We start from the raw sequence: 18,533 nt of genomic DNA, 5'->3' as shown, positions 1-18,533 counted from the left end.
GCCCGATGAATCTGTTTGCGCCACCGGCGTTGTTCCGCCACTTCCACCGCATGGCCTGGCTGGCGGCGTTGTTCACCGCGAGCACGATCCTGTTCGGGTCGTTCGTGCGCCTGTCCGATGCCGGCATGAGTTGCCCGGACTGGCCGACCTGCTACGGCCGCGTCACCTGGCCGCAGACCACCGACGAAGCCAACACCCACGTGGCCAGCAAGATCCGCCCGCTGGAATCGCACAAGGCCTGGCGTGAGCAGGTGCACCGCTTCCTGGCCGGTGCGCTGGGTGTGGAGGTGCTGGTGCTGTCGCTGCTGGCCGCGCGCCGACGTCGCATGGGCATCGCCCAGGTGGTCTCGGCCGCGGTGCTGGTGGCGCTGTCGATCCCGTTGTACATGTCCGGCTGGCACATCCCGGCGATGGGTGTGGCGATTGCCGGTGAGGCGATCCTGCTGCTGGCGGCCCTGCGCTGGAGCAATATCGATCTGGCGCGCGCGGCCGTGCTGACGCTGGCGGTGGTGATCTTCCAGGCGCTGCTGGGCATGTGGACGGTGACCTTGCTGCTCAAGCCCATCGTGGTGATGGGCCATCTGCTCGGCGGCATGCTGATGTTTTCGCTGCTGGTGTGGATGGCGTGGCGCGCAACGCACCTGCCGATCACGTTGGCCGACGCGTCGCGCTTGAAATGGCTGCTGCGCCTGGGTGTGGCAGTGCTGGGCCTGCAGATCGCGCTGGGCGGCTGGGTCAGTGCCAACTATGCGGCGTTGGCCTGCGGTGGCGGCAGCTGGTCGGCCGACAACTTCCCGCGCTGTGTCAGCCAGTGGTGGCCACCGCATGACTTCCGCGAGGGCTTCACGCTGTGGCGCGGCATCGGCGTGGATTACGAAGGCGGCGTGCTCGATGGCGCGGCGCGGATCGCCATCCAGATGGCGCACCGGCTATGGGCGATTGCGACCGCGCTGTACCTGTGGTGGCTGGCGTGGCGTCTGTCGCGCTCGCCGGGCATGCGGGTGTGGGCCAGCGCGCTGGCGGTGCTGGTGGCCGTGCAGGTGACGCTGGGCATGCTCAACGTCAAGCTGGCGCTGCCGCTGGAAGTGTCGGTGCTGCATAACGGCGGCGCGGTGGCCTTGCTGTTCGTGCTGGTGTCGCTGCTGGCGCGGCTGCGCGCGCCGGAGTGAGCATGGCTGTCAGTGCACGCGATTACTGGGATCTGACCAAGCCGAAAGTGGTGGCACTGATCGTGTTCACCGCGTTGGTCGGCATGTTCCTGGCCGTTCCCGGCCTGCCCACCTGGGCGCAAGTGCGCGCCGGAACGCTGGGTTTCCTGGGCATCTGGCTTGCCGCCTCGGCGGCAGCGGCGATCAACCAGTTGCTCGATGCCAAGATCGATGCACAGATGGCGCGCACCTCGTGGCGGCCGCTGGTGGTGGGCAAGGTGCGGCCGTGGCAGGTGCTGGTCTTTGCCGGCGTGCTGATCGTGATCTCCATGACCATTCTGGTGGTGTGGGTGAACGTCATCACTGCGGTGCTGACCTTTGCGTCGATGATCGGTTACGCGGTGATCTACACCGTCTACCTGAAGCGGGCGACCTCGCAGAACATCGTGATCGGCGGGCTGGCGGGTGCCACGCCGCCGATGCTGGGCTGGGCGGCGGTGACCGGGCTGCCGACCAGCGCCGACTGGATCAACTCCGCGTTGCTGGTGCTGATCATCTTCATCTGGACGCCGCCGCATTTCTGGGCGCTGGCGATCTTCCGGCGCGCCGATTACGCCAAGGCCGCGATTCCGATGTTGCCGGTGACCCACGGCGTGCCGCACACGCGCAAGCAGATCCTGGTCTACACGGTGCTACTGGCCATCGTGACCCTGCTGCCGGTGGCGGTGGGCATGAGCGGGGTGTTCTATCTCGGCGGGGCGGTGGTGCTCAACGCGGTGTTCCTCTGGTATGCGTGGCGCATGCTGGACCCACCGGACGAGCTGTTTTCGATGAAGATGTTCGGGTATTCCATCGTCTACCTGATGGCGCTGTTCGCGTTTCTGATGGTCGATCACCTGCTGCTGCCCTGGGTGCGCTAAAGGGCATGCGCCAGGCCTGCAGCCCGCCGGCGGCAGGCAGCAGGCTGTTGCAGGCATCCGCTCTCAGCTCAGCCAGCCGGCGCAGTCGCTAGCATTCTTGCTGTCGCAGCTGGACTGCATCTTCTTCTGCAACCTGGCCAGGACCGCGCTGCCGTCCCGGCGATGCTGCTTGCTCCAGCCTTTCAGGGCAGCAGCGAGCGTGTCGAACCGTTGCCGGGTCCGTTGGCGGTAGCCGTCCGGTTGCCCGGCCAGCTCGCCGATCACCTGCGTGGCGGCGGTCTCGATGGCTGCCGTGTCGTCCGGGCTGAGTCGAATCAGGCCATCGACATACAGCACGCCCCATTGCACGCGGGTGGCCGGGCCCTGCGCGCCCTCATAGGCCTTCCTGAGCCATGCCAGCGCGGTCTTCTTGTCGCCACGGTGTTCGGCCAGATCTGCCAGTTCGGGCATGTAGTAGTACGGCGTCCGGGTCCGCGAGAGCTCTGCCAGCAGCAGCTGCTCGGCGTCGCTGTGGTCGCCCACCTCGCTCAACAGGGCCGCAGCCGTGCTGATGGTGGACTGACGTTCTTCATCGGTCCTGGCGGTTTCGCTGGCCCACTGCACGCGCTGGCGAACGCTATCGACCAGCTCCTGCGGAAGCGGCGGCGGATCTTTGGGCTCGGTCTCGGTTGGCTGGCCCTGCGCCAGGCGGGCCAGCTGGATGCGTGCGAACGCGGTGCCGAGCCTGTCGGAGACCGGCAGCGTGGGGTCGGCGTAGGCCTTGTCCAGGGCGTTGACCACCGCGGCGGACAGGGTGGCGCGTTCGCCGGCATCGGCGCTGGCGGCAGCGACCAGGCGTGCCGGCATGTAGTTCAGCGTGCCGAGATTGGCGCGCACCTCTGCCGGATCGGCCAGCACCGACTCGAGCAACGTGCGATAGCCCGGAGCGGGGGCGGGCGGGTCCTTGGCGGCAGTGAGTGCCGCCAGCGCAAAGCTGCGCTGCAACGCCGGCTGTGGCGCCACCTTGGACAGCCGGGTCAGCACGTCCGCTGCCTCCTCGCGCTTGAGCAGGCGGTCGTCGGTGCCCCAGGCGTAGTTGCCGAGCACTGACCAGTCGTCTGGAGTCAGGGTCTGCGGCGCATGCAATGCGGTGTCCAGCAGCTGTCTGGCGGTGCTGGTGCTGCGTGCAGCCACACGCAATACGTCGACCAGGCGGGCAGTGTCGGCGTCGCCGGCCAGGCGGGTGATCTCGCTGCGGTCCGGGCGCAGCACGATGATGGTGGGATAGCCCTTGATGCCGAAACGCTCGCCCCAGGCCTGCGCGCCTTCCGAATCGCCATCCAGGTGCACGGCAACGAACTGCTGGGTACGCGCTATGAACGCCGGGTCCTTGAACAAGGTGGCCTTGAGGCGGTTGCAGGGCGGGCACCAGGCTGCGCCCCAGTACAGCAGGACCGGCTTGCCGCTCTCCTTGGCCTCGGCGAAGGCATCGTCCACGTCGCCCTCGCGCCAGGCGATGCTGGACGCGGGAACAGGCGTTGTGGCTGCCTTGGGCGCTGTCGCCGGTGCCGCCGGGGGCGCGGGCTTGTTGCATCCCGCCAGGAGCGCCAGTGCTGCCAGCAGCGCGATCGCGCGCGGGGAAGGGTGTCGGAACGACAACGTCATGGCAGTCACCGTGGGGTTGGCAAATGTCGATCGCCTACGCTAGCGCACGCTGGCGCGTGGGCGTCATAACCGTTGTATCTGTGCTGACAACCGGCAGCAGCCGGCCAGGCGAACCGGTGTCATGCAATGCGCAGTGGGCCGCGCCCAGCATCCTCAATGATGGCCGGCCTGGCCCTGCGCGGGGTCCGGCGCGGTACGCGCATAGCGGGCGGCCACGAAGGCGCACACGATCAGCTGCAACTGGTGGTAGAGCATGATCGGCAGCACGATGGCTCCCAGACCGCCGCCGGCGAACATCACCTTGGCCATCGGCACGCCGGTGGCCAGGCTCTTTTTCGAGCCGCAGAAGACGATGGCGATTTCGTCCGCGCGGTTGAAGCGCAGGCGCCGTGCGATGAAGGTGATCGATAGCATCGCCACCGCCAGCAGCAGCGCGGCGGCGCCCAGGACGGCGAGCAATGCCGGCAGCGGGGTCTTCTGCCACAGGCCTTCATTCACCGATGCACTGAAGGCGGTGTAGACCACCAGCAGGATGGTGCCCTGATCGGTGTAGCGCAGTACGGCGCGATGCCGCTCGACCCAGCCACCGATCCACGGGCGCAGGAAATGGCCGGCCAGAAACGGCACCAGCAACTGCAGCAGGATCTTGCCGATGGCTTCGGCGGGATGCGCCATGGCCCCTTGGCTGCCGACCAGCGCACCCATCAACAAGGGCGTGAAGAACACGCCCAGCAGGCTGGACAGCGAGGCCGCACAGACCGCGGCGGGCACGTTGCCGCGCGCCATCGAGGTGAAGGCGATCGACGATTGCACCGTGGACGGCAACGCGCACAGGAACAGCACGCCGATGTACAGCTCCGGCGTCAGCGCAAGATGCGCCAACGGCTTGAACAGCAGCCCCAATAACGGAAACAGCACAAACGTGCAGGCCAGGATCACCAGATGCAGCCGCCAGTGCAGCGCGCCGGCCTTGACCGCTTCGCGCGACAACCGCGCGCCATGCAGGAAGAACAGCGCGGCGATGGCCCCATCGGTGACATCGTCCATGACCGCAGCGGCCGTGCCCGAGACCGGTAAAAACGAGGCGAGCGTGACCGTGCACAGCAGCGCGAGGGTGAAGGGATCAATGCGCAACCGCGCCAGCAGCTTCTTCATCGAGGTGGGAGGTGTCGCGCGATCACGCGCCTGGAGCTGGCCATTCTACGACGCGTGCGGGCGCAGCCTGTGCCGCCGCGTCACCATCGTCTACGCGCGCCAGTGCAGTGATGCGCCCTGCGTCGCCTGCCACGACGCCGGCAGCCACGACATCACAGTGCGGCGAGCGCCTTGAGCAACTCGCGCATTTCGTATTTATCGGTGTGGTCCAGGCCTTGCGCGCGCTGTTTGGCCTGCAGTTCTTCCACCCGCTGACGCAGCAATTGCTTGTCGAGCTGGGCAACGACGTCGTGCAGTTCGATCGCCCAGCTGTGCTCGTCGCCGGGCAGCTCCTGCGCGGCCAGTTTCTGCAGGGCCGGCAGCTCGTCGCGGTCGGTGAAATGCTCCAGCAGCGCTCCGGTGCTGATTTCCGGGCGTTGCCGCACCAGCGCCAGCAGCTCCATCAACAACTCGATGCCGGGCAGGCGCAGGCCGGAAAAATCGTGGTCGCCTTCCAGGCTCATCGCCAGCGACGGTTGTTGCAGCAGGATCGCGATCGATGCACGCACCAGGCTGCGTTTCTGCGTGGGGGCCGCCATACGCGCGGGTGGCCGCGCTTTGGCCGGGGACTGTTGCGCAGCGGTGCTCGCGCCGACGCCGGTCATGCGCGCCAGTTCCTGCTTCATCAGATCGCCGAATGCGCCTTCGGGGATCTGCGCCAGCATCGGACGTGCGCGTTCGGCCAGGCGTGCCTTGCCGTCCAGCGTGTGCAGGTTGATCTCGCGCGACATCTCGTCGAAGAAGAACTGCGACAGCGGGGTGGCCTGTTTCAGGCGCTGATCGAAGGCCTGCGCGCCTTCCTTGCGCACGATGGTGTCCGGGTCTTCGCCATCGGGCAGGAACAGGAAAAACGCCTGGCGGCCGTCCTTCATGCGCGGCAGCACCGATTCGAGCGCGCGCCAGCCGGCCTTGCGCCCGGCATTGTCGCCGTCGAAGCAGAAGTACACATCCGGCGCGTTGCGGAACAGCAGCTCGGCATGTTCGGGCGTGGTGGCGGTGCCCAGCGTGGCCACCGCCTGGGTGACGCCGAACTGGAACAGCGAGACCACGTCCATGTAGCCCTCGACCACGATCAGCCGTTCGATCTTCTGGTTGGCCTGGCGCACCTGCCACAGGCCATACAGCTCGCGGCCCTTGTGGAATAGTGCGGTTTCCGGCGAGTTGAGGTACTTCGGGCCCGGGTCGCGGCCGTCGGCCGGCGCGCCCATGATGCGGCCGCCGAAGGCGATCACGCGGCCGCGGCGGTCGAAGATCGGGAACATCACCCGGTCCCGGAACTTGTCGTAGACGTGGCCGCGATCGTTCTTGGAAAACAGCCCGGCGCGTTCGAGCACGCTCATGCGGCGCGCATCGGTGCCCAGGGTGTCCTTCAAGGCGCTGTAGCCGTCGGGGGCGTAGCCGATCTGGAAGCGTGCCTGGTTGTCGGCATCCACGCCGCGCCCGTCCAGGTAATCGCGGGCGCGGTCGCTGCCTTCGAGCTGGCGCTGAAAGAACTTGGTGGCCGCTTCCAGTGCCGAATACAGCTCGCGGCTGTCGTCCTGCTGTTGCGGCGTGCGCTGCTGGGTGTCGCGCGGGATGTCCATGCCGGCACGCTTGGCCAGCTCGTCGACCGCATCGAGAAACTCGAGGCGGTCGTAATTCATCAGAAAACTAATGGCGGTGCCGTGCGCGCCGCAGCCGAAGCAGTGGTAGAACTGCTTGGTGGGCGAGACCGTGAACGACGCCGAGCGCTCGTCATGGAACGGGCAGCGCGCCGAGTATTCCTTGCCCTGGCGCTTGAGCGGCACCCGGCCGCCCACCACCTCGACGATGTCGGTGCGTGCGAGCAGTTCGTCGATGAATGCGTCGGGGATGCGGGCCATCCCGCTAGGATATCCCAGCAGCTGGCACCGGCTGGCGCCAGCGGTCTACCGGTGGCGCAGCAGTCAGGCGTGAGGCAGCGTGCGGCGCGGTCTCAGGGGCGCGGCGCTGCCTGTGGCGGGTTCGGCGGCACCACGGCATCCGGCGTTGCAATGACCTGCGGCGGATGCTCCGGGTCGACCCCGGCCTCGCGCAGCTTGCGATGCGAGCGCACGCGCTCGTCGATCACCGCGGTCAGCAATGCGCCGACGAAGAACACCACCGAGGCGTAGTACATCCAGACCAGCAGGATCACCAGCGTGCCCATCGACCCGTAGGCGCTGCCGGGCGCGGCCTTGGCGATGTACACGCCGATGGCATAGCGGCCCAGCGCAAACAACAAGGCCGTGATGACGCCACCGACAAAGGCCTGTCGCCAGTTCACGGTGCGATCGGGCAGGTAGCGATACAGGAACGCAAAGGCCAGCGAGTACAGCGCCAGCGTGGTGACATACCCCACTGCTGGCAGCACCGAGGGCAGCCGCGCGAACACCACCTGCAATGCGGTGGTCGCAATCATCGACACGATCAACAGGAAGCCCAGCGCCAGGATCACGCCGAACGAAAAGACGCGCTTCTTCAGCCACGCCATGAGCCCTTCCAGGCGCTGCTTGTCGGTACGGAAGATCAGGTTCAGGGCGTTCTGCAGCTGTGCGAATACCGCAGTGGCACCGACGAACAGCAACAGCGTGCTCCACAGACCCGCCAACGATCCGACCCCGGGTTGATCGGTGGCGTTGCGGATCACCGTATCGGCCACTTCGGCGGCGCTGCCGCCGGCCAGTTGCGCGATCTGCTGCACCAGTGCTTCCTGCGCCGGCGGATACAGCGATGCGGTCAGCCACAACAGCAGCACCAGCAGCGGTGCCAGCGACAACAAGGCATAGAACGACAGCGACGCGGCCTGCGTCATCACGTCGATTTCGAGAAAGCGATTGAGCAGCGCCATCGGCAGACTGCGTTGCAGGCGGCCCAGATGTTTCTGCAGGTGTTCGGTCGAGAGCTTCGTCACCGGCGAGGGTCCTTGAGGCAGACGGTCATGCGCACAGAGGTCGTCAGGCAGTCCCGGGTGCGGCATGCCTCGCCCGCGTCTGCGCTGGCGACCCGTTCTAACAGGGCACTATCGAAGGTCTGGTGAAAGCGCCGGCAGTGGTGTTGCTGTGTGCGTACGCAAGCATGCCTGCAACCTGCCTATTGCACGTCGCGGCTGTGGCGCGCGCAGACGGCAGCGTCGATCCACTGCACTGCGCCTGCATTGTCGCGATGGGGCGGTTCTGGATGAGCCGTGAGGGAATCTGCACGCGATCTACGCGCAACGCTACACGCAGCCGCGGGGCAACACTGCGCTGCGCCTGCCGGTGGACTGCGCGCAGGTCGGCACTCAGCTACAACGGCGCGTGCATCAGCTGCAGAGGTGCACTGCGCATCACGCCTTGCGCATCAATTGCAGGCGCACCCTGCAACCGTCTGGCGAGTGTCGCGGCGATCGTGCCGTGTCGCGGCCGAACGACCACGACACGGCATGGCTCAGCCGGCCAGCTGTTGCTTGACCAGCGTGGAGACCAGGCCCATGTCGGCCTGCCCGGCGAGCTTGGGCTTGAGCGCACCCATCAGCTTGCCGATATCGGCCGGGCTGCTGGCGCCAGTTTCGGCGACGGCGGCCTGGATGGCCGCCACGATCTCGGCTTCGCCCATCTTGGCCGGCAGGTAACGCTCGATCACCACGATTTCCTCGCGCTCGATCTGCGCCAGGTCTTCGCGCGCGGCGCCTTCGTATTGGGTGACCGAGTCCTTGCGCTGCTTGACCATCTTGTCGAGCACGGCGATGACGGCGGCATCGTCCATCTCGATGCGCTCGTCCACTTCCTTCTGCTTGATCGCGGCGTTGATCAGCCGGATCACGCCCAGGCTGTGCTTGTCGCCGGACTTCATCGCGGCCTTCATGTCATCGGTGAGCTGCTGCTTGAGGGGCATGGGGTGACTCCTGGGTGGCAGGTGAGAGGTGTGGACGCGCGCTGTCGGGCGCCTGCGTCGGCATAGAGGGAATGGGGCGGCGGCGTCTGGTCCCGCGCCGAGTAGGCGGGACGGCCACAGGCCAATACAAAAAGCCGGCGACGCTTGCGCGTGCCGGCTCTTGGGTTCAATCCCGCTGGGCCGCGCCTACAGCGCATGCCCGGCGGCAAGGAACCGCGTTCGATCAGTACAAGCGCTGGCGCTTGGTGACGTCGCGCGAGGAACGACGCAGCTGACGCTTCACGGCAGCGGCAGCCTTGCGCTTACGCTCCTGGGTCGGCTTTTCATAGAACTCGCGCTTGCGGGTCTCGGCCAGCACGCCGGCCTTTTCGCAGGTGCGCTTGAAACGGCGGAGCGCAAATTCGAAGGGCTCGTTCTCGCGGACTTTAACGCTGGGCATGTGTTCTCCAGAAGTGGGATTTCCGTCCGGGAGCCCCGGGCGGGTGCGAGCGGACTCGCGTGACGGAATTTCCGGGTTGCCCCGGCGAGCCGCGCATTATAACGACTTGCAAGCGGCCTGCAAGCCCCGGGTGAAAATTGCCGGGAACGGTGCGGCAGAGCGTGCGTCGGCGCGCGTTTCCCGGCAGCCCACGCGGCGGCTGCGCACCTGCGGGTCGGCGCATCTGCGCAGCCCAAAAGCTGCGAAAATACGGGCCTGTTCCTTGTCTGCCGAGTTGCCGTGAAAGTCCTTGGGATCGAATCATCGTGCGATGAGACCGGCGTGGCGGTCTATGACACGGCCTTGTCCGGCGTGCCGGCGCTGCGCGCCCACGCGGTCTACAGCCAGATTGCGCTGCATGCCGAGTATGGCGGCGTGGTGCCGGAGCTGGCCAGCCGCGACCACGTGCGCAAGCTGCTGCCGCTGATCCGCCAGACCCTGGGTGAGGCCGGGCTGCGGATCGACGAACTGGATGGCGTGGCCTACACGGCTGGACCCGGGTTGGTCGGCGCGCTGCTGGTCGGTGCCGGGGTGGCGCGGTCGCTGGCCTGGGCGCTGGACGTGCCGGCGATCGGCGTGCATCACATGGAAGGTCATCTGCTGGCGCCGCTGATGGAAGACGACCCCCCGCAGCCGCCGTTCGTGGCCTTGCTGGTGTCGGGTGGGCATACCCAATTGGTGTCGGTGAAGGCGCTGGGCAACTACGAAGTGCTGGGCGAGACGCTGGACGATGCGGCCGGCGAGGCCTTCGACAAGACCGCCAAGATGATGGGTCTGCCGTATCCCGGTGGCCCGCAGCTGGCGGCGCTGGCCGAAACCGGCACGCCGGGGCGCTACAGGTTTGCGCGGCCGATGACCGACCGGCCCGGGCTGGATTTCAGTTTCAGCGGGCTCAAGACCCAGGTGCTGCTGGCCTGGCGCAACAGCGACCAGTCAGACACTACCCGGGCGGATATCGCGCGCGGCTTCGAGGACGCGGTGGTGGAGACGCTGGCCATCAAATGCCTGCGCGCGCTGGATGCGGCCGGCTGCGACACCCTGGTGGTGGCCGGCGGGGTGGGCGCCAACAAGCGCCTGCGTGCGCAGCTGCAGGAGGCCGCGCAGCGCCGTGGTGGCAGGGTCTGCTTCCCGCGGCCGGCCTTGTGCACCGACAACGGCGCCATGATCGCCTTCGCCGGCGCGCTGCGCCTGGAGGCCGGCGAACGCGCCGACGCGGCGGTGCATGTAACGCCGCGTTGGGATATGGCGAGCTTGCCGCTGTTGGCGGCGGCGCGGGATTCGGGAGTGGGGATTGGGGATTCGTAGAAGCTAGCCCTTTCACCTGCTTTCTGTTGCGCTCTTGCGAATCCCGACTCCCCAATCCCAAATCTCGGCTCCCATGGATAAAGTGTTTATTGAAGGTCTCGACATCGATGCGCTGATCGGCATCTACGATTGGGAGCGGCGCATTCGCCAGACGCTGCGGTTCGATCTGGAGATGGGGTTCGACAACCGCATCCCGGCCGCCAGCGACGACATCGCCGACACGCTGAACTACAAGGCAGTGAGCAAGCGGCTGATCGAGTTCGTGCAGGCGTCGGATTTCGGGCTGGTCGAAACCCTGGCCGAGCGCTGCGCGGCGATCGTACTGGACGAATTCGGCGTGCAGTGGCTGCGGCTGAAGCTGAGCAAGCCCGGTGCGGTGCGTGGCGCGCAGGCAGTGGGCGTGATCATCGAGCGGGGACGCGCCGCCTGATTGTCGCGAACCGCCCGCCTGGCTTGCATGCCTGGATCCCGGAGCATCGGAGGTCGCGGCGGATCAGGCGCTGCGCCGTTGCCGCTCCGGCGGGCAACATGCCGTACAACCGGCCTCTACAAATCCCGAATCTCGAATCCCGGCCTGCAAAACTTGCCCCCCCGCAGTCGCGTCAGGCTAGAATTGCCGGCCATGTAAACGTTTTCTCAAGGATCTCATGGCTGCTGATCGCATCGAAACCCTGATTGCCCGGATGACCGTCGAAGAGAAGGTCGGACAGTTGGGTGTGTTCGCCGACATGGTGCGGCCGTTTGCGCCGGACGTGAATCCCGAAGCCAATGTGCGCAATGCCGACGAGGTGTTGCAGCAGGTGCGCGAGGGCCGGGTCGGCTCGCTGTTCAATGGCGTGGGTGCCGCCCTGGGCGTGCAGATCCAGAAAGTCGCCGTGGAAGAAAGCCGGCTGGGCATCCCGGTGATCCTGGCGGCGGACGTGATCCACGGCATGCGCACGGTGTTCCCGATCCCGCTGGGCGAGGCAGCCAGCTTCGAGCCGGAGCTGGCCGAGCGCACCGCGCGCGCCACCGCGATCGAGGCGACCGCCGCCGGCCTGCATTGGACTTACGCACCGGCCGTGGACATCGCGCGCGACCAGCGCTGGGGCCGCGGTGCCGAAGGTGCCGGCGAAGACGTGGTGCTGGGCGCGGCGTTTGCCGCCGCGCGCGTGCGCGGTTTTCAGGGCAGCGACCTCACCGCCGACGATGCGTTGCTGGCCACGCCCAAGCACTTTGCCGCCTATGGCGCAGTGGCCGCAGGCATGGAATACAACACCGTCGATATCGCGCCGCAGACCCTGCGCGATGTGCATCTGCCGCCGTTCAAGGCGGCCTTCGATGCCGGCGCATTGACCGTGATGTCGTCCTTCAACGACATCAATGGCGTGCCGGCCAGCGCCAACCACGAGTTGCTGACCGAGATCCTGCGCGGCGAGTGGCAGTTTCCCGGCGTGGTGATTTCCGATTACACCGCCGACATGGAACTGATCGCGCACGGCTACGCCGCCGATGAGCGCGATGCGACCAAGAAGGCGTTCCTGGCCGGGCTGGACCTGAGCATGCAGAGCGGGTTTTATGCCGCGCATCTGCCGTCGCTGGTGGACAGCGGCGAGGTGCCGATGGCCACCCTGGACGCCAGCGTGCGACGCATCCTGCAGCTGAAAGAAGCGATCGGCTTGTTCGACAATCCGTACCGCTCGCTGGACCCGGCGCGCGAAGCCGACACCGCGCATCTGCCGGCGCACGATGCGCTGTCGCGCGATGCGGCGCGCCGCTCGATCGTGTTGCTCAAGAACGAAGGCGCGGTGCTGCCGCTGAAAAAGAACGGCCAGCGAATCGCCTTGATCGGCCCGTTCGTGCAGGACCGCGAAAATATCGAAGGCTGCTGGACGCTGTTCGGCGACAAAGCGCGTTATGTGACGCTGGAGCAGGGCGTGCGCGCCGTGGTCAGTGCCGAGTCCCTGACCGTGGTGGCCGGCTGTGGCCTGGAAGAGGCATTGCCGGGCGGGATCTCGGCGGCCATCGACGCTGCACAGGCTGCCGATGTGGTGGTGCTGGCCCTGGGCGAGCCGCAGCGTTTCAGCGGCGAGGCGCAGTCGCGGACCGAAATCACCCTGCCGCCCGCGCAGCAGGCGCTGGCAGAAGCGGTGGCCGCGACCGGTACGCCGGTGGTGGTATTGCTGCGCAACGGCCGCGCGCTGGCGCTGAGCGGTGCCGTGCGCGATGCCGATGCGATTGCCGTGACCTGGTATCTGGGCACCCAGACCGGCACCGCCGTGGCCGATGTCTTGTTCGGCGACTACAACCCGTCGGCGCGGCTGCCGATCAGCTTTCCGCAGGTGACCGGCCAGCAGCCGTACTTCTACAACCATCTGCGCACCGGCCGCCCGGAGTTGCCGACGTTGTCCGAGTACAAGGCGCGCTGGCGCGAGATGCCCAATGAGCCGTTGTATCCGTTCGGTCATGGCGTGAGCTACACCACCTTTGTCTACGCGCAGCCACAACTGAGCACTGTGAAACTGGGTTGGGACGACACGCTGACCATCACCACCCGGGTGACCAACACCGGTGCGGTGGCAGGCGAGGAAGTGGTGCAGCTGTACGTGCACGATCGCGTGGCCAGCCGGGTGCGGCCGGTGCGCGAGCTCAAGGGCTTCCGCAAGGTATTGCTGGAGCCGGGCGAGAGCGTGGACGTGGCATTTACGCTGACGCGCGATGCGCTGGCGTTTACCAATCACAAGGGCGTGTTCGGCGCAGAGCCGGGCCTGTTCGATGTGTGGGTCTGTGCATCGGCTACCAGCGGTGACGCGGTCACGTTCGAGCTGCTGGACGCCTGAGGCGCGTCAGCTGACGCAGGTATACGCGCCTGCATCGACATCACTAGCGCTCATCGAGCGCTGGTGATGCTGCAAGGCAATCCTGTATGCGCGCCGTGCGTGTTGCACGACCGCACTCCACCATGCTTACGCGTCGTTTTCGACTGCTGCCTTGCTCTTGGGGGTCAACTTGAGCAGGCGCCCGGTGCTGCCGCTGGCTTCGTCCTCCAGCAACCACAGTGCGCCGTCCGGTCCCTGTTCCACTTCGCGGATGCGTGCGCCCATGTCGTAGCGGGCAACCTCGCGCGGCTGGTCGCCCAACGAGACCTGCACCAGCGCCATCGATGACAAGCCACCGATGAAGCCGTTACCGCGCCACGCGGGAAATTGCTTGCCGCTGTAGATCACAAAGCCGGCCGGCGAGATCACCGGGGTCCAGCTGATCTTGGGCGCGGCAAACTCCGGGCGGGTGTTGTGGTCGGGGATCGGCGTGCCGTCGTAATGGTCACCGTTGGAAACGATCGGGTAGCCATAGTTGGCACCGCGCTGGATCAGGTTGAGCTCATCGCCGCCGGCCGGGCCCATCTCGTGTTCCCACAGGCGGCCCTTGCTGTCGAAGGCGATGCCCAGGATATTGCGGTGACCCAGCGACCAGACCTGCGCAGCGACACCGCCCTGCGCGGCGAACGGATTGTCGGCCGGCACGCTGCCGTCGTCGTTGAGGCGGATCAGCTTGCCGAGATTGGCCTTCATGTCCTGCGCAGGATCGAACTTCTGCCGCTCGCTGGAGGTGATCCACAGCTTTCCGTTCGAGTCGAACGCAAGCCGATGACCGAAGTGACCGTTGCCGGAAACCTTGGGCTCCTGTCGCCAGATCACCTTCAGGCCGGACAAGGTGCCGCCACCGGTGGCATCCAGCGTGAGCTTGGCACGCGCAACCGCCGCTCCGCGCGTGTCGCCCTGGCCCGGCTCGGCGTAGCTCACATAGACCAGGCCGTTTTTTGCAAAGCGCGGGTGCGCGAGCACATCGCCAAATCCGCCCTGGCCGCCATAGGCGACCGCAGGCACGCCGGCGACCGCGCTCTTGCGCTTGGTCTTTGGATCGAACCGCATCAGTGCGCCGCGCTTTTCACTGACCAGCAGCGTGCCATCGGGCAGGAAGGTCATCGCCCAGGGCTCGTCGAAATCGGCAACGGTGGCGGCCTGGAACGGCCATTGCGCCTTGGGAATGGATGCTGCCGGTGCGGCGTCAGGCGCGGCCAGCGCGGCGGCGGAGGTAAACAGGGTGGCCGAGCAGGCCAAGGCAAGCAGACGACGGATAGACATGAGGTCCTCCAGGGGTGGGACGGTCACGCTGCAGCCCTCCCGCAACGTGTTCCGCGTCGGGTTTTCATTACCTTACACGACGCTGCGCGGCTCACCCTTGTCGCAGATCACTCTCTGCAGGGCAGGCACGTCGCACATCGTAGTTCACGAACGGATAGTTCATAAAGCAGTTCTGACAGCGGTACAAACCTGTATGCGTTGTTGCCGTCCGGCTGCATGCCACGTTGCGCGATCACGCTGCCGATTCGGTCCGCATGGGAATGCATGGTGTTGCTTGGTTAAAAGCCCACGGCCTCGTCCAATGCCGGTTCGGCCTGTGTGCCCCTGTGTTGCACCAAGAACGTGTGCTCGTGTGATGAAATTCCAACAGCCGGGCTGCGTTCTGCGATTGCTGGCTCACTGAGCATCTCGCGGGTGCCGCTGGCGAGAGGCTCTCAATGCGATCTTGCTGCCGAGCAGAACAAGATTTCATGCACTGCATAGTGCCGAATCTGCCCGCAGGAGTAGCAGTGCAAAACGACATCTGCAATGCGATGCAATCGAGGCCGGCGGCGCCACGTGCAACTCACCTGTGGCGCCGCCAAGACTGGGATGCTCTTACGCGCAAAAAAACAACGCCACCTCGACGGTGGCGGTGTCTGTTTACGGTTTTGACTTGTCGCCGGTGACGAAGTCGGTTGCATTTTCCCAGGCACGCTTGACCGCGTGACGGGCCTTGCTCCAACTCAGGCCTTCGGTACCGCGCTTGGCTTCCCAATCACGGTGCAGTTCGGCTTCCACCTGATCATAGGCGCGGGCGTTTTCGCGAATTCGCGCTTCGTGACCGGCCAGGTAGGCGCCCTCATAATCTTCGTAACGGTCGCCTTCGGTGTAATACGGTTCTTCGGTGAAGCGCTCGCGCCAATAGTTGGATACGTTCTGGCTGCGGTCTTCGTCCGGTGCGCGGCCCGGAATCTGGTACGGCACGTTCATGCTCGTCTCCATCAATGCGAATGTGCAGATCAACTTAGGCAGCGAGGTGTTAACAGCGCGGCACGCCAGGTGACGGCGGGATCAAGGCAACGCTGCACCGCAAGCGGATAGCCGCCGCCTTGTTGCCAGCCCAGCTCCCGGCATTGGCGTCATACCGCAGCAGACGCTGCTTCATACGGCAGGGGAGTTGCTCCGGCGGTCAGCAGCGCTGGCTCGGACGCGTGGAGTGTCTGCTCGTCGGCGTCGATGACCACCAACACGCGGCCGGATTCGATTTCATCTTCAAATTGACGCCGCACCGGGTCGGGCACGGTGGCACCGACCAGTGCCGACGACCAGCTGCCCACCAGTGCGCCCGCCAATGCCATGACCCCCACGCCGGCCAGGGTCAACCCGATCGGCGGCACGGCGACCGCCACCAGCCCTGCCACCAGACCGGCAGCACCGCCAGTTGCAGCGCCACGTGCCGCAGCCGGAACGAAATCGGTCTTGGCGTCCTTGCGCTCGTCCGGGACATCGTGCAGTTCGATATCGGCACGCGCGATCAGCGACAGCGCGTCGTTGTCGATGCCGGCACTGCGTGCTGACTGCAGCACGCGCTGCGCGCTTTCAAGATCGGGTGTGCTGTAGACGCGGCGCAGTTTCATCGCAAGCTCCCAGGCAGGTGAGAGCCGCAGCGTTGGGCGTGCGCGGTTAGGCGTGCGTGAGCGCGGCGCGAGTGCATTGCGAAGCTGTCAGGCAGGTGTGCGCGGGAACAGGTAGAACGCCCACCCCACCAGCACCGCCACACCGGCCGCAGCCAGATTCTGCCAGCTGGCGCTGGCCAGCAGCCCAAGCGAGAGCACCAGCGCGGCGACGGGAATGAGCGGGCCACCCGGCAAGCGCAAGGTGTCGGTGCGGTGCCGATAGCGACGCGCCAGCACGATGACGGCGGCGGCAGTGCCGATGTAGGCGAACAGGCGCGTGACCATCGACAACAGCGCCAGCTGCGTGAATGAGCCTGACAACGCCAGTGCCAGCGACAGCACGCCCTGGGTGAGCACGGCCGCCGCCGGGGTGTGGAAGCGCGGGTGCACACGGGCCAGAAATGCCGGCCCATACCCGTCCTGCGCAAGCGCAAACAGAAAGCGCGGGCCCAGCATCACCGTGTTGCTGGTGGTGCCCAGGATGGAAATGGTGGCGCCCACGGTAAGGATCAGCGCCAGTGCCTCGCCACCGAAGCCGCTGGCCGCATCGGCCAACGGCGTGGGCGATGCGGCCAGGTTGGGCAGCGTGCCTTGCGCCACCACCTGCACGGCGGCATAGATCAAGGTGACCGTGACGATCATGGTGATCAGGGCGAACGGGACGTCGCGGCGCGGGTTGCGGTATTCGCCCGCTGCGGCGGGGATGTTCTCGAAGCCGGCATAGGCAAACAGCAGCAACAATGCGGCCTCGCCGAGATTTCCCATGTCGCGCAGATCCGGCGCAGTGCCGGCAAACGCCCACGACCAGTCCACATAGAACAGGCCGATGGCCACGAACAGCAGCAACGGCACCAGCTTGCCGATCACCAGGGCGATCCCGGTGCGCGCGGCCGATTTGACGCCAATGACGTTGATCGCGGTCAGCACGCCCAGCGAGCCGACCACCACCAGCGTGCGCGCCCAGGTCTCGGTGGACGCGGTCGGCCAGAACCGCGCGACCGCATCGGCCAATCCATTGCTCAGTGCTGCCGCCGAACTGATGCGGGTCAGCCAGATCATCCAGCCGATCTGGAAGCCGACGAACGGGCCGAAGGCTTCACGTGTGTAGAGATAGCTGCCGCCGGGCGTATCGAAATAGCTCGCCGCCTGCGCGTAGCACACCACCAGCAGCGCGACCGCCAGGCCGGCCAGCATCACCGCCCACAGGCTCATCGGACCGAGCAGCGCGGCCGTGGCCGCGGGCAACAGATAGATGCCGCTGCCGATGACGTCGTTGATCGACAAGCCGACGATCTGCCAACGGCTGACCACCCGTACCAGGCCGGTGGCATCGGGTGCGGGGGGCGGCGTGCTCATGGTGCGGCCTCGGCCAGCACGGGAAGCTGCCACTGCGCCTGCAGGCGCGCGTAGTCGGCGCGCGGCAACAACACGAACAGCGGGTGGTCTTCCGGTTTCAACCACGCCAGCAGGTGCTGCATGTCGGCAGGCGCCATCGCAGTGCAGCCGGCGGTGAACTGGCCCGGCGTGCGCCACAGATGCGCGAAGATGCAGCTGCCGCGGCCGGGCACGTTGCTAGGGTTGTGCGCGATGACGAAGCCCTCGCGGTAGCGCGCATCGCCGGGTTGCCGCAGGTCCAGCCGCATCGGCTCGGTGGAACCGGCGACGGCGCGTTCGCCGACCTGCGCGGCATCGACGATGCGGTTGTACAGCGGCGAGTCGGGCACATCCATGCAGTAATGGGTGGCGCTCATCGCCTGATACGGCATGGCGCTGTCGATACGAGCCGCATCACCGAATGCCGGGCCGATGGCGAAGACGCCGGCCGGGCTGCGGCCATCGCCTTCGCGCTTCTGCGGGCCCTGCGGCTGGGCGGGGTGCAGGCCATCGCCCCAGGCGCTGCCGTGCCGGCCGAGCGCCACCGCGAATGCCGGCGCGGCCGGTGCCCATCCACCGTCCACTCGCGTAAAGGTCTGCAGGCGCGCCTGGGTGCTGTTCCAGTCAGGAGTGGTCACCACGATCAGTGCACGTGCCTGCTGCAGCGCCTGCATCGGTTCACCGGCGTGGGCGGCGTTGCCGCACAGTGTCAGCGCCATCAACAGGGTGGGTCGCAACAGGATGGCAAGACGCATGCAGGCTCCGGAGGCTGGGGGGTGAGCTGAGACGAACGCGGTGCGTCCGTGCCGATCGCC

16 protein-coding genes are annotated in these 18,533 nt (G+C 66.6%); 5 read left to right on the top strand and 11 right to left on the bottom strand.

The window, feature by feature from the left end; translation table 11 throughout:
- Nucleotides 1-5: 5 nt before the first annotated feature.
- Both RZV17_RS18180 and cyoE read left to right on the top strand, forming a co-directional pair.
- Entirely contained in the window at nt 6-1,169 is a 1,164-nt protein-coding gene (locus RZV17_RS18180) for a heme A synthase (RefSeq protein ID WP_039408698.1), read from the top strand.
- Nucleotides 1,170-1,171: 2 nt separating this feature from the next.
- Nucleotides 1,172-2,068: a heme o synthase gene (gene cyoE, locus RZV17_RS18175; RefSeq protein ID WP_104581265.1), complete on the top strand. Its 897-nt coding sequence runs from the start codon at nt 1,172-1,174 to the stop codon at nt 2,066-2,068.
- Between the two features lie 63 nt (nt 2,069-2,131).
- Here cyoE and RZV17_RS18170 read toward each other — a convergent pair whose 3' ends face one another.
- From RZV17_RS18170 to rpsU, 6 genes are all read right to left on the bottom strand, one after another.
- Nucleotides 2,132-3,712, bottom strand: coding sequence for a thioredoxin family protein (locus tag RZV17_RS18170; protein WP_355605484.1), 1,581 nt, complete (start codon nt 3,710-3,712; stop codon nt 2,132-2,134).
- Between the two features lie 153 nt (nt 3,713-3,865).
- Nucleotides 3,866-4,867, bottom strand: a complete 1,002-nt coding sequence (locus RZV17_RS18165; protein WP_355605481.1) for a bile acid:sodium symporter family protein — start codon at nt 4,865-4,867, stop codon at nt 3,866-3,868.
- Between the two features lie 152 nt (nt 4,868-5,019).
- Nucleotides 5,020-6,768, bottom strand: coding sequence for a DNA primase (gene dnaG / locus RZV17_RS18160; protein WP_355605478.1), 1,749 nt, complete (start codon nt 6,766-6,768; stop codon nt 5,020-5,022).
- A 92-nt stretch (nt 6,769-6,860) separates the two neighbouring features.
- Nucleotides 6,861-7,817 (bottom strand): YihY/virulence factor BrkB family protein, encoded by a 957-nt coding sequence (locus RZV17_RS18155; protein WP_104581268.1) that lies wholly within the window; start codon nt 7,815-7,817, stop codon nt 6,861-6,863.
- Nucleotides 7,818-8,332: 515 nt separating this feature from the next.
- Nucleotides 8,333-8,779 carry a GatB/YqeY domain-containing protein gene (locus RZV17_RS18150; protein WP_047694570.1) on the bottom strand — a complete coding sequence of 149 codons (447 nt, stop codon included), beginning with the start codon at nt 8,777-8,779 and terminating at the stop codon, nt 8,333-8,335.
- A 223-nt stretch (nt 8,780-9,002) separates the two neighbouring features.
- Nucleotides 9,003-9,218, bottom strand: a complete 216-nt coding sequence (gene rpsU / locus RZV17_RS18145) for a 30S ribosomal protein S21 (RefSeq protein ID WP_002808376.1) — start codon at nt 9,216-9,218, stop codon at nt 9,003-9,005.
- 279 nt (nt 9,219-9,497) lie between these two features.
- Between rpsU and tsaD the strand changes: the two genes are divergently transcribed.
- The 3 genes from tsaD (at nt 9,498) to RZV17_RS18130 (ending at nt 13,381) form a co-directional block, all read left to right on the top strand.
- Nucleotides 9,498-10,562 carry a tRNA (adenosine(37)-N6)-threonylcarbamoyltransferase complex transferase subunit TsaD gene (gene tsaD, locus RZV17_RS18140; RefSeq protein WP_355605473.1) on the top strand — a complete coding sequence of 355 codons (1,065 nt, stop codon included), beginning with the start codon at nt 9,498-9,500 and terminating at the stop codon, nt 10,560-10,562.
- Nucleotides 10,563-10,635: 73 nt separating this feature from the next.
- Nucleotides 10,636-10,992, top strand: a complete 357-nt coding sequence (gene folB, locus RZV17_RS18135) for a dihydroneopterin aldolase (RefSeq protein ID WP_039408607.1) — start codon at nt 10,636-10,638, stop codon at nt 10,990-10,992.
- Nucleotides 10,993-11,209: 217 nt separating this feature from the next.
- Nucleotides 11,210-13,381 carry a glycoside hydrolase family 3 N-terminal domain-containing protein gene (locus RZV17_RS18130; RefSeq protein WP_047694574.1) on the top strand — a complete coding sequence of 724 codons (2,172 nt, stop codon included), beginning with the start codon at nt 11,210-11,212 and terminating at the stop codon, nt 13,379-13,381.
- Nucleotides 13,382-13,507: 126 nt separating this feature from the next.
- On the opposite strand, the gene RZV17_RS18125 is transcribed toward RZV17_RS18130, so the two are convergent.
- The 5 genes from RZV17_RS18125 to RZV17_RS18105 all read right to left on the bottom strand — a co-directional run bounded on the left by RZV17_RS18125 (nt 13,508) and on the right by RZV17_RS18105 (nt 18,473).
- Entirely contained in the window at nt 13,508-14,686 is a 1,179-nt protein-coding gene (locus RZV17_RS18125; RefSeq protein ID WP_166749453.1) for a PQQ-dependent sugar dehydrogenase, read from the bottom strand.
- A 642-nt stretch (nt 14,687-15,328) separates the two neighbouring features.
- A complete protein-coding gene (locus tag RZV17_RS18120; protein WP_047694578.1) occupies nt 15,329-15,658 on the bottom strand; it encodes a hypothetical protein in 330 nt (109 codons plus the stop codon).
- Between the two features lie 149 nt (nt 15,659-15,807).
- Nucleotides 15,808-16,305, bottom strand: a complete 498-nt coding sequence (locus tag RZV17_RS18115) for a hypothetical protein (RefSeq protein ID WP_039408598.1) — start codon at nt 16,303-16,305, stop codon at nt 15,808-15,810.
- An 87-nt stretch (nt 16,306-16,392) separates the two neighbouring features.
- Nucleotides 16,393-17,700, bottom strand: coding sequence for an APC family permease (locus RZV17_RS18110; protein ID WP_184441744.1), 1,308 nt, complete (start codon nt 17,698-17,700; stop codon nt 16,393-16,395).
- Nucleotides 17,697-18,473 (bottom strand): L,D-transpeptidase family protein, encoded by a 777-nt coding sequence (locus RZV17_RS18105; protein ID WP_355605466.1) that lies wholly within the window; start codon nt 18,471-18,473, stop codon nt 17,697-17,699. Before RZV17_RS18105 ends, RZV17_RS18110 begins: the two co-directional genes overlap by 4 nt.
- Nucleotides 18,474-18,533: the final 60 nt, after the last annotated feature.

It is taken from the genome of Xanthomonas cannabis (assembly GCF_040616535.1).
Taxonomy (GTDB): Bacteria; Pseudomonadota; Gammaproteobacteria; order Xanthomonadales; family Xanthomonadaceae; genus Xanthomonas; species Xanthomonas cannabis.
This window is presented reverse-complemented; position numbering and strand designations above follow the sequence as displayed.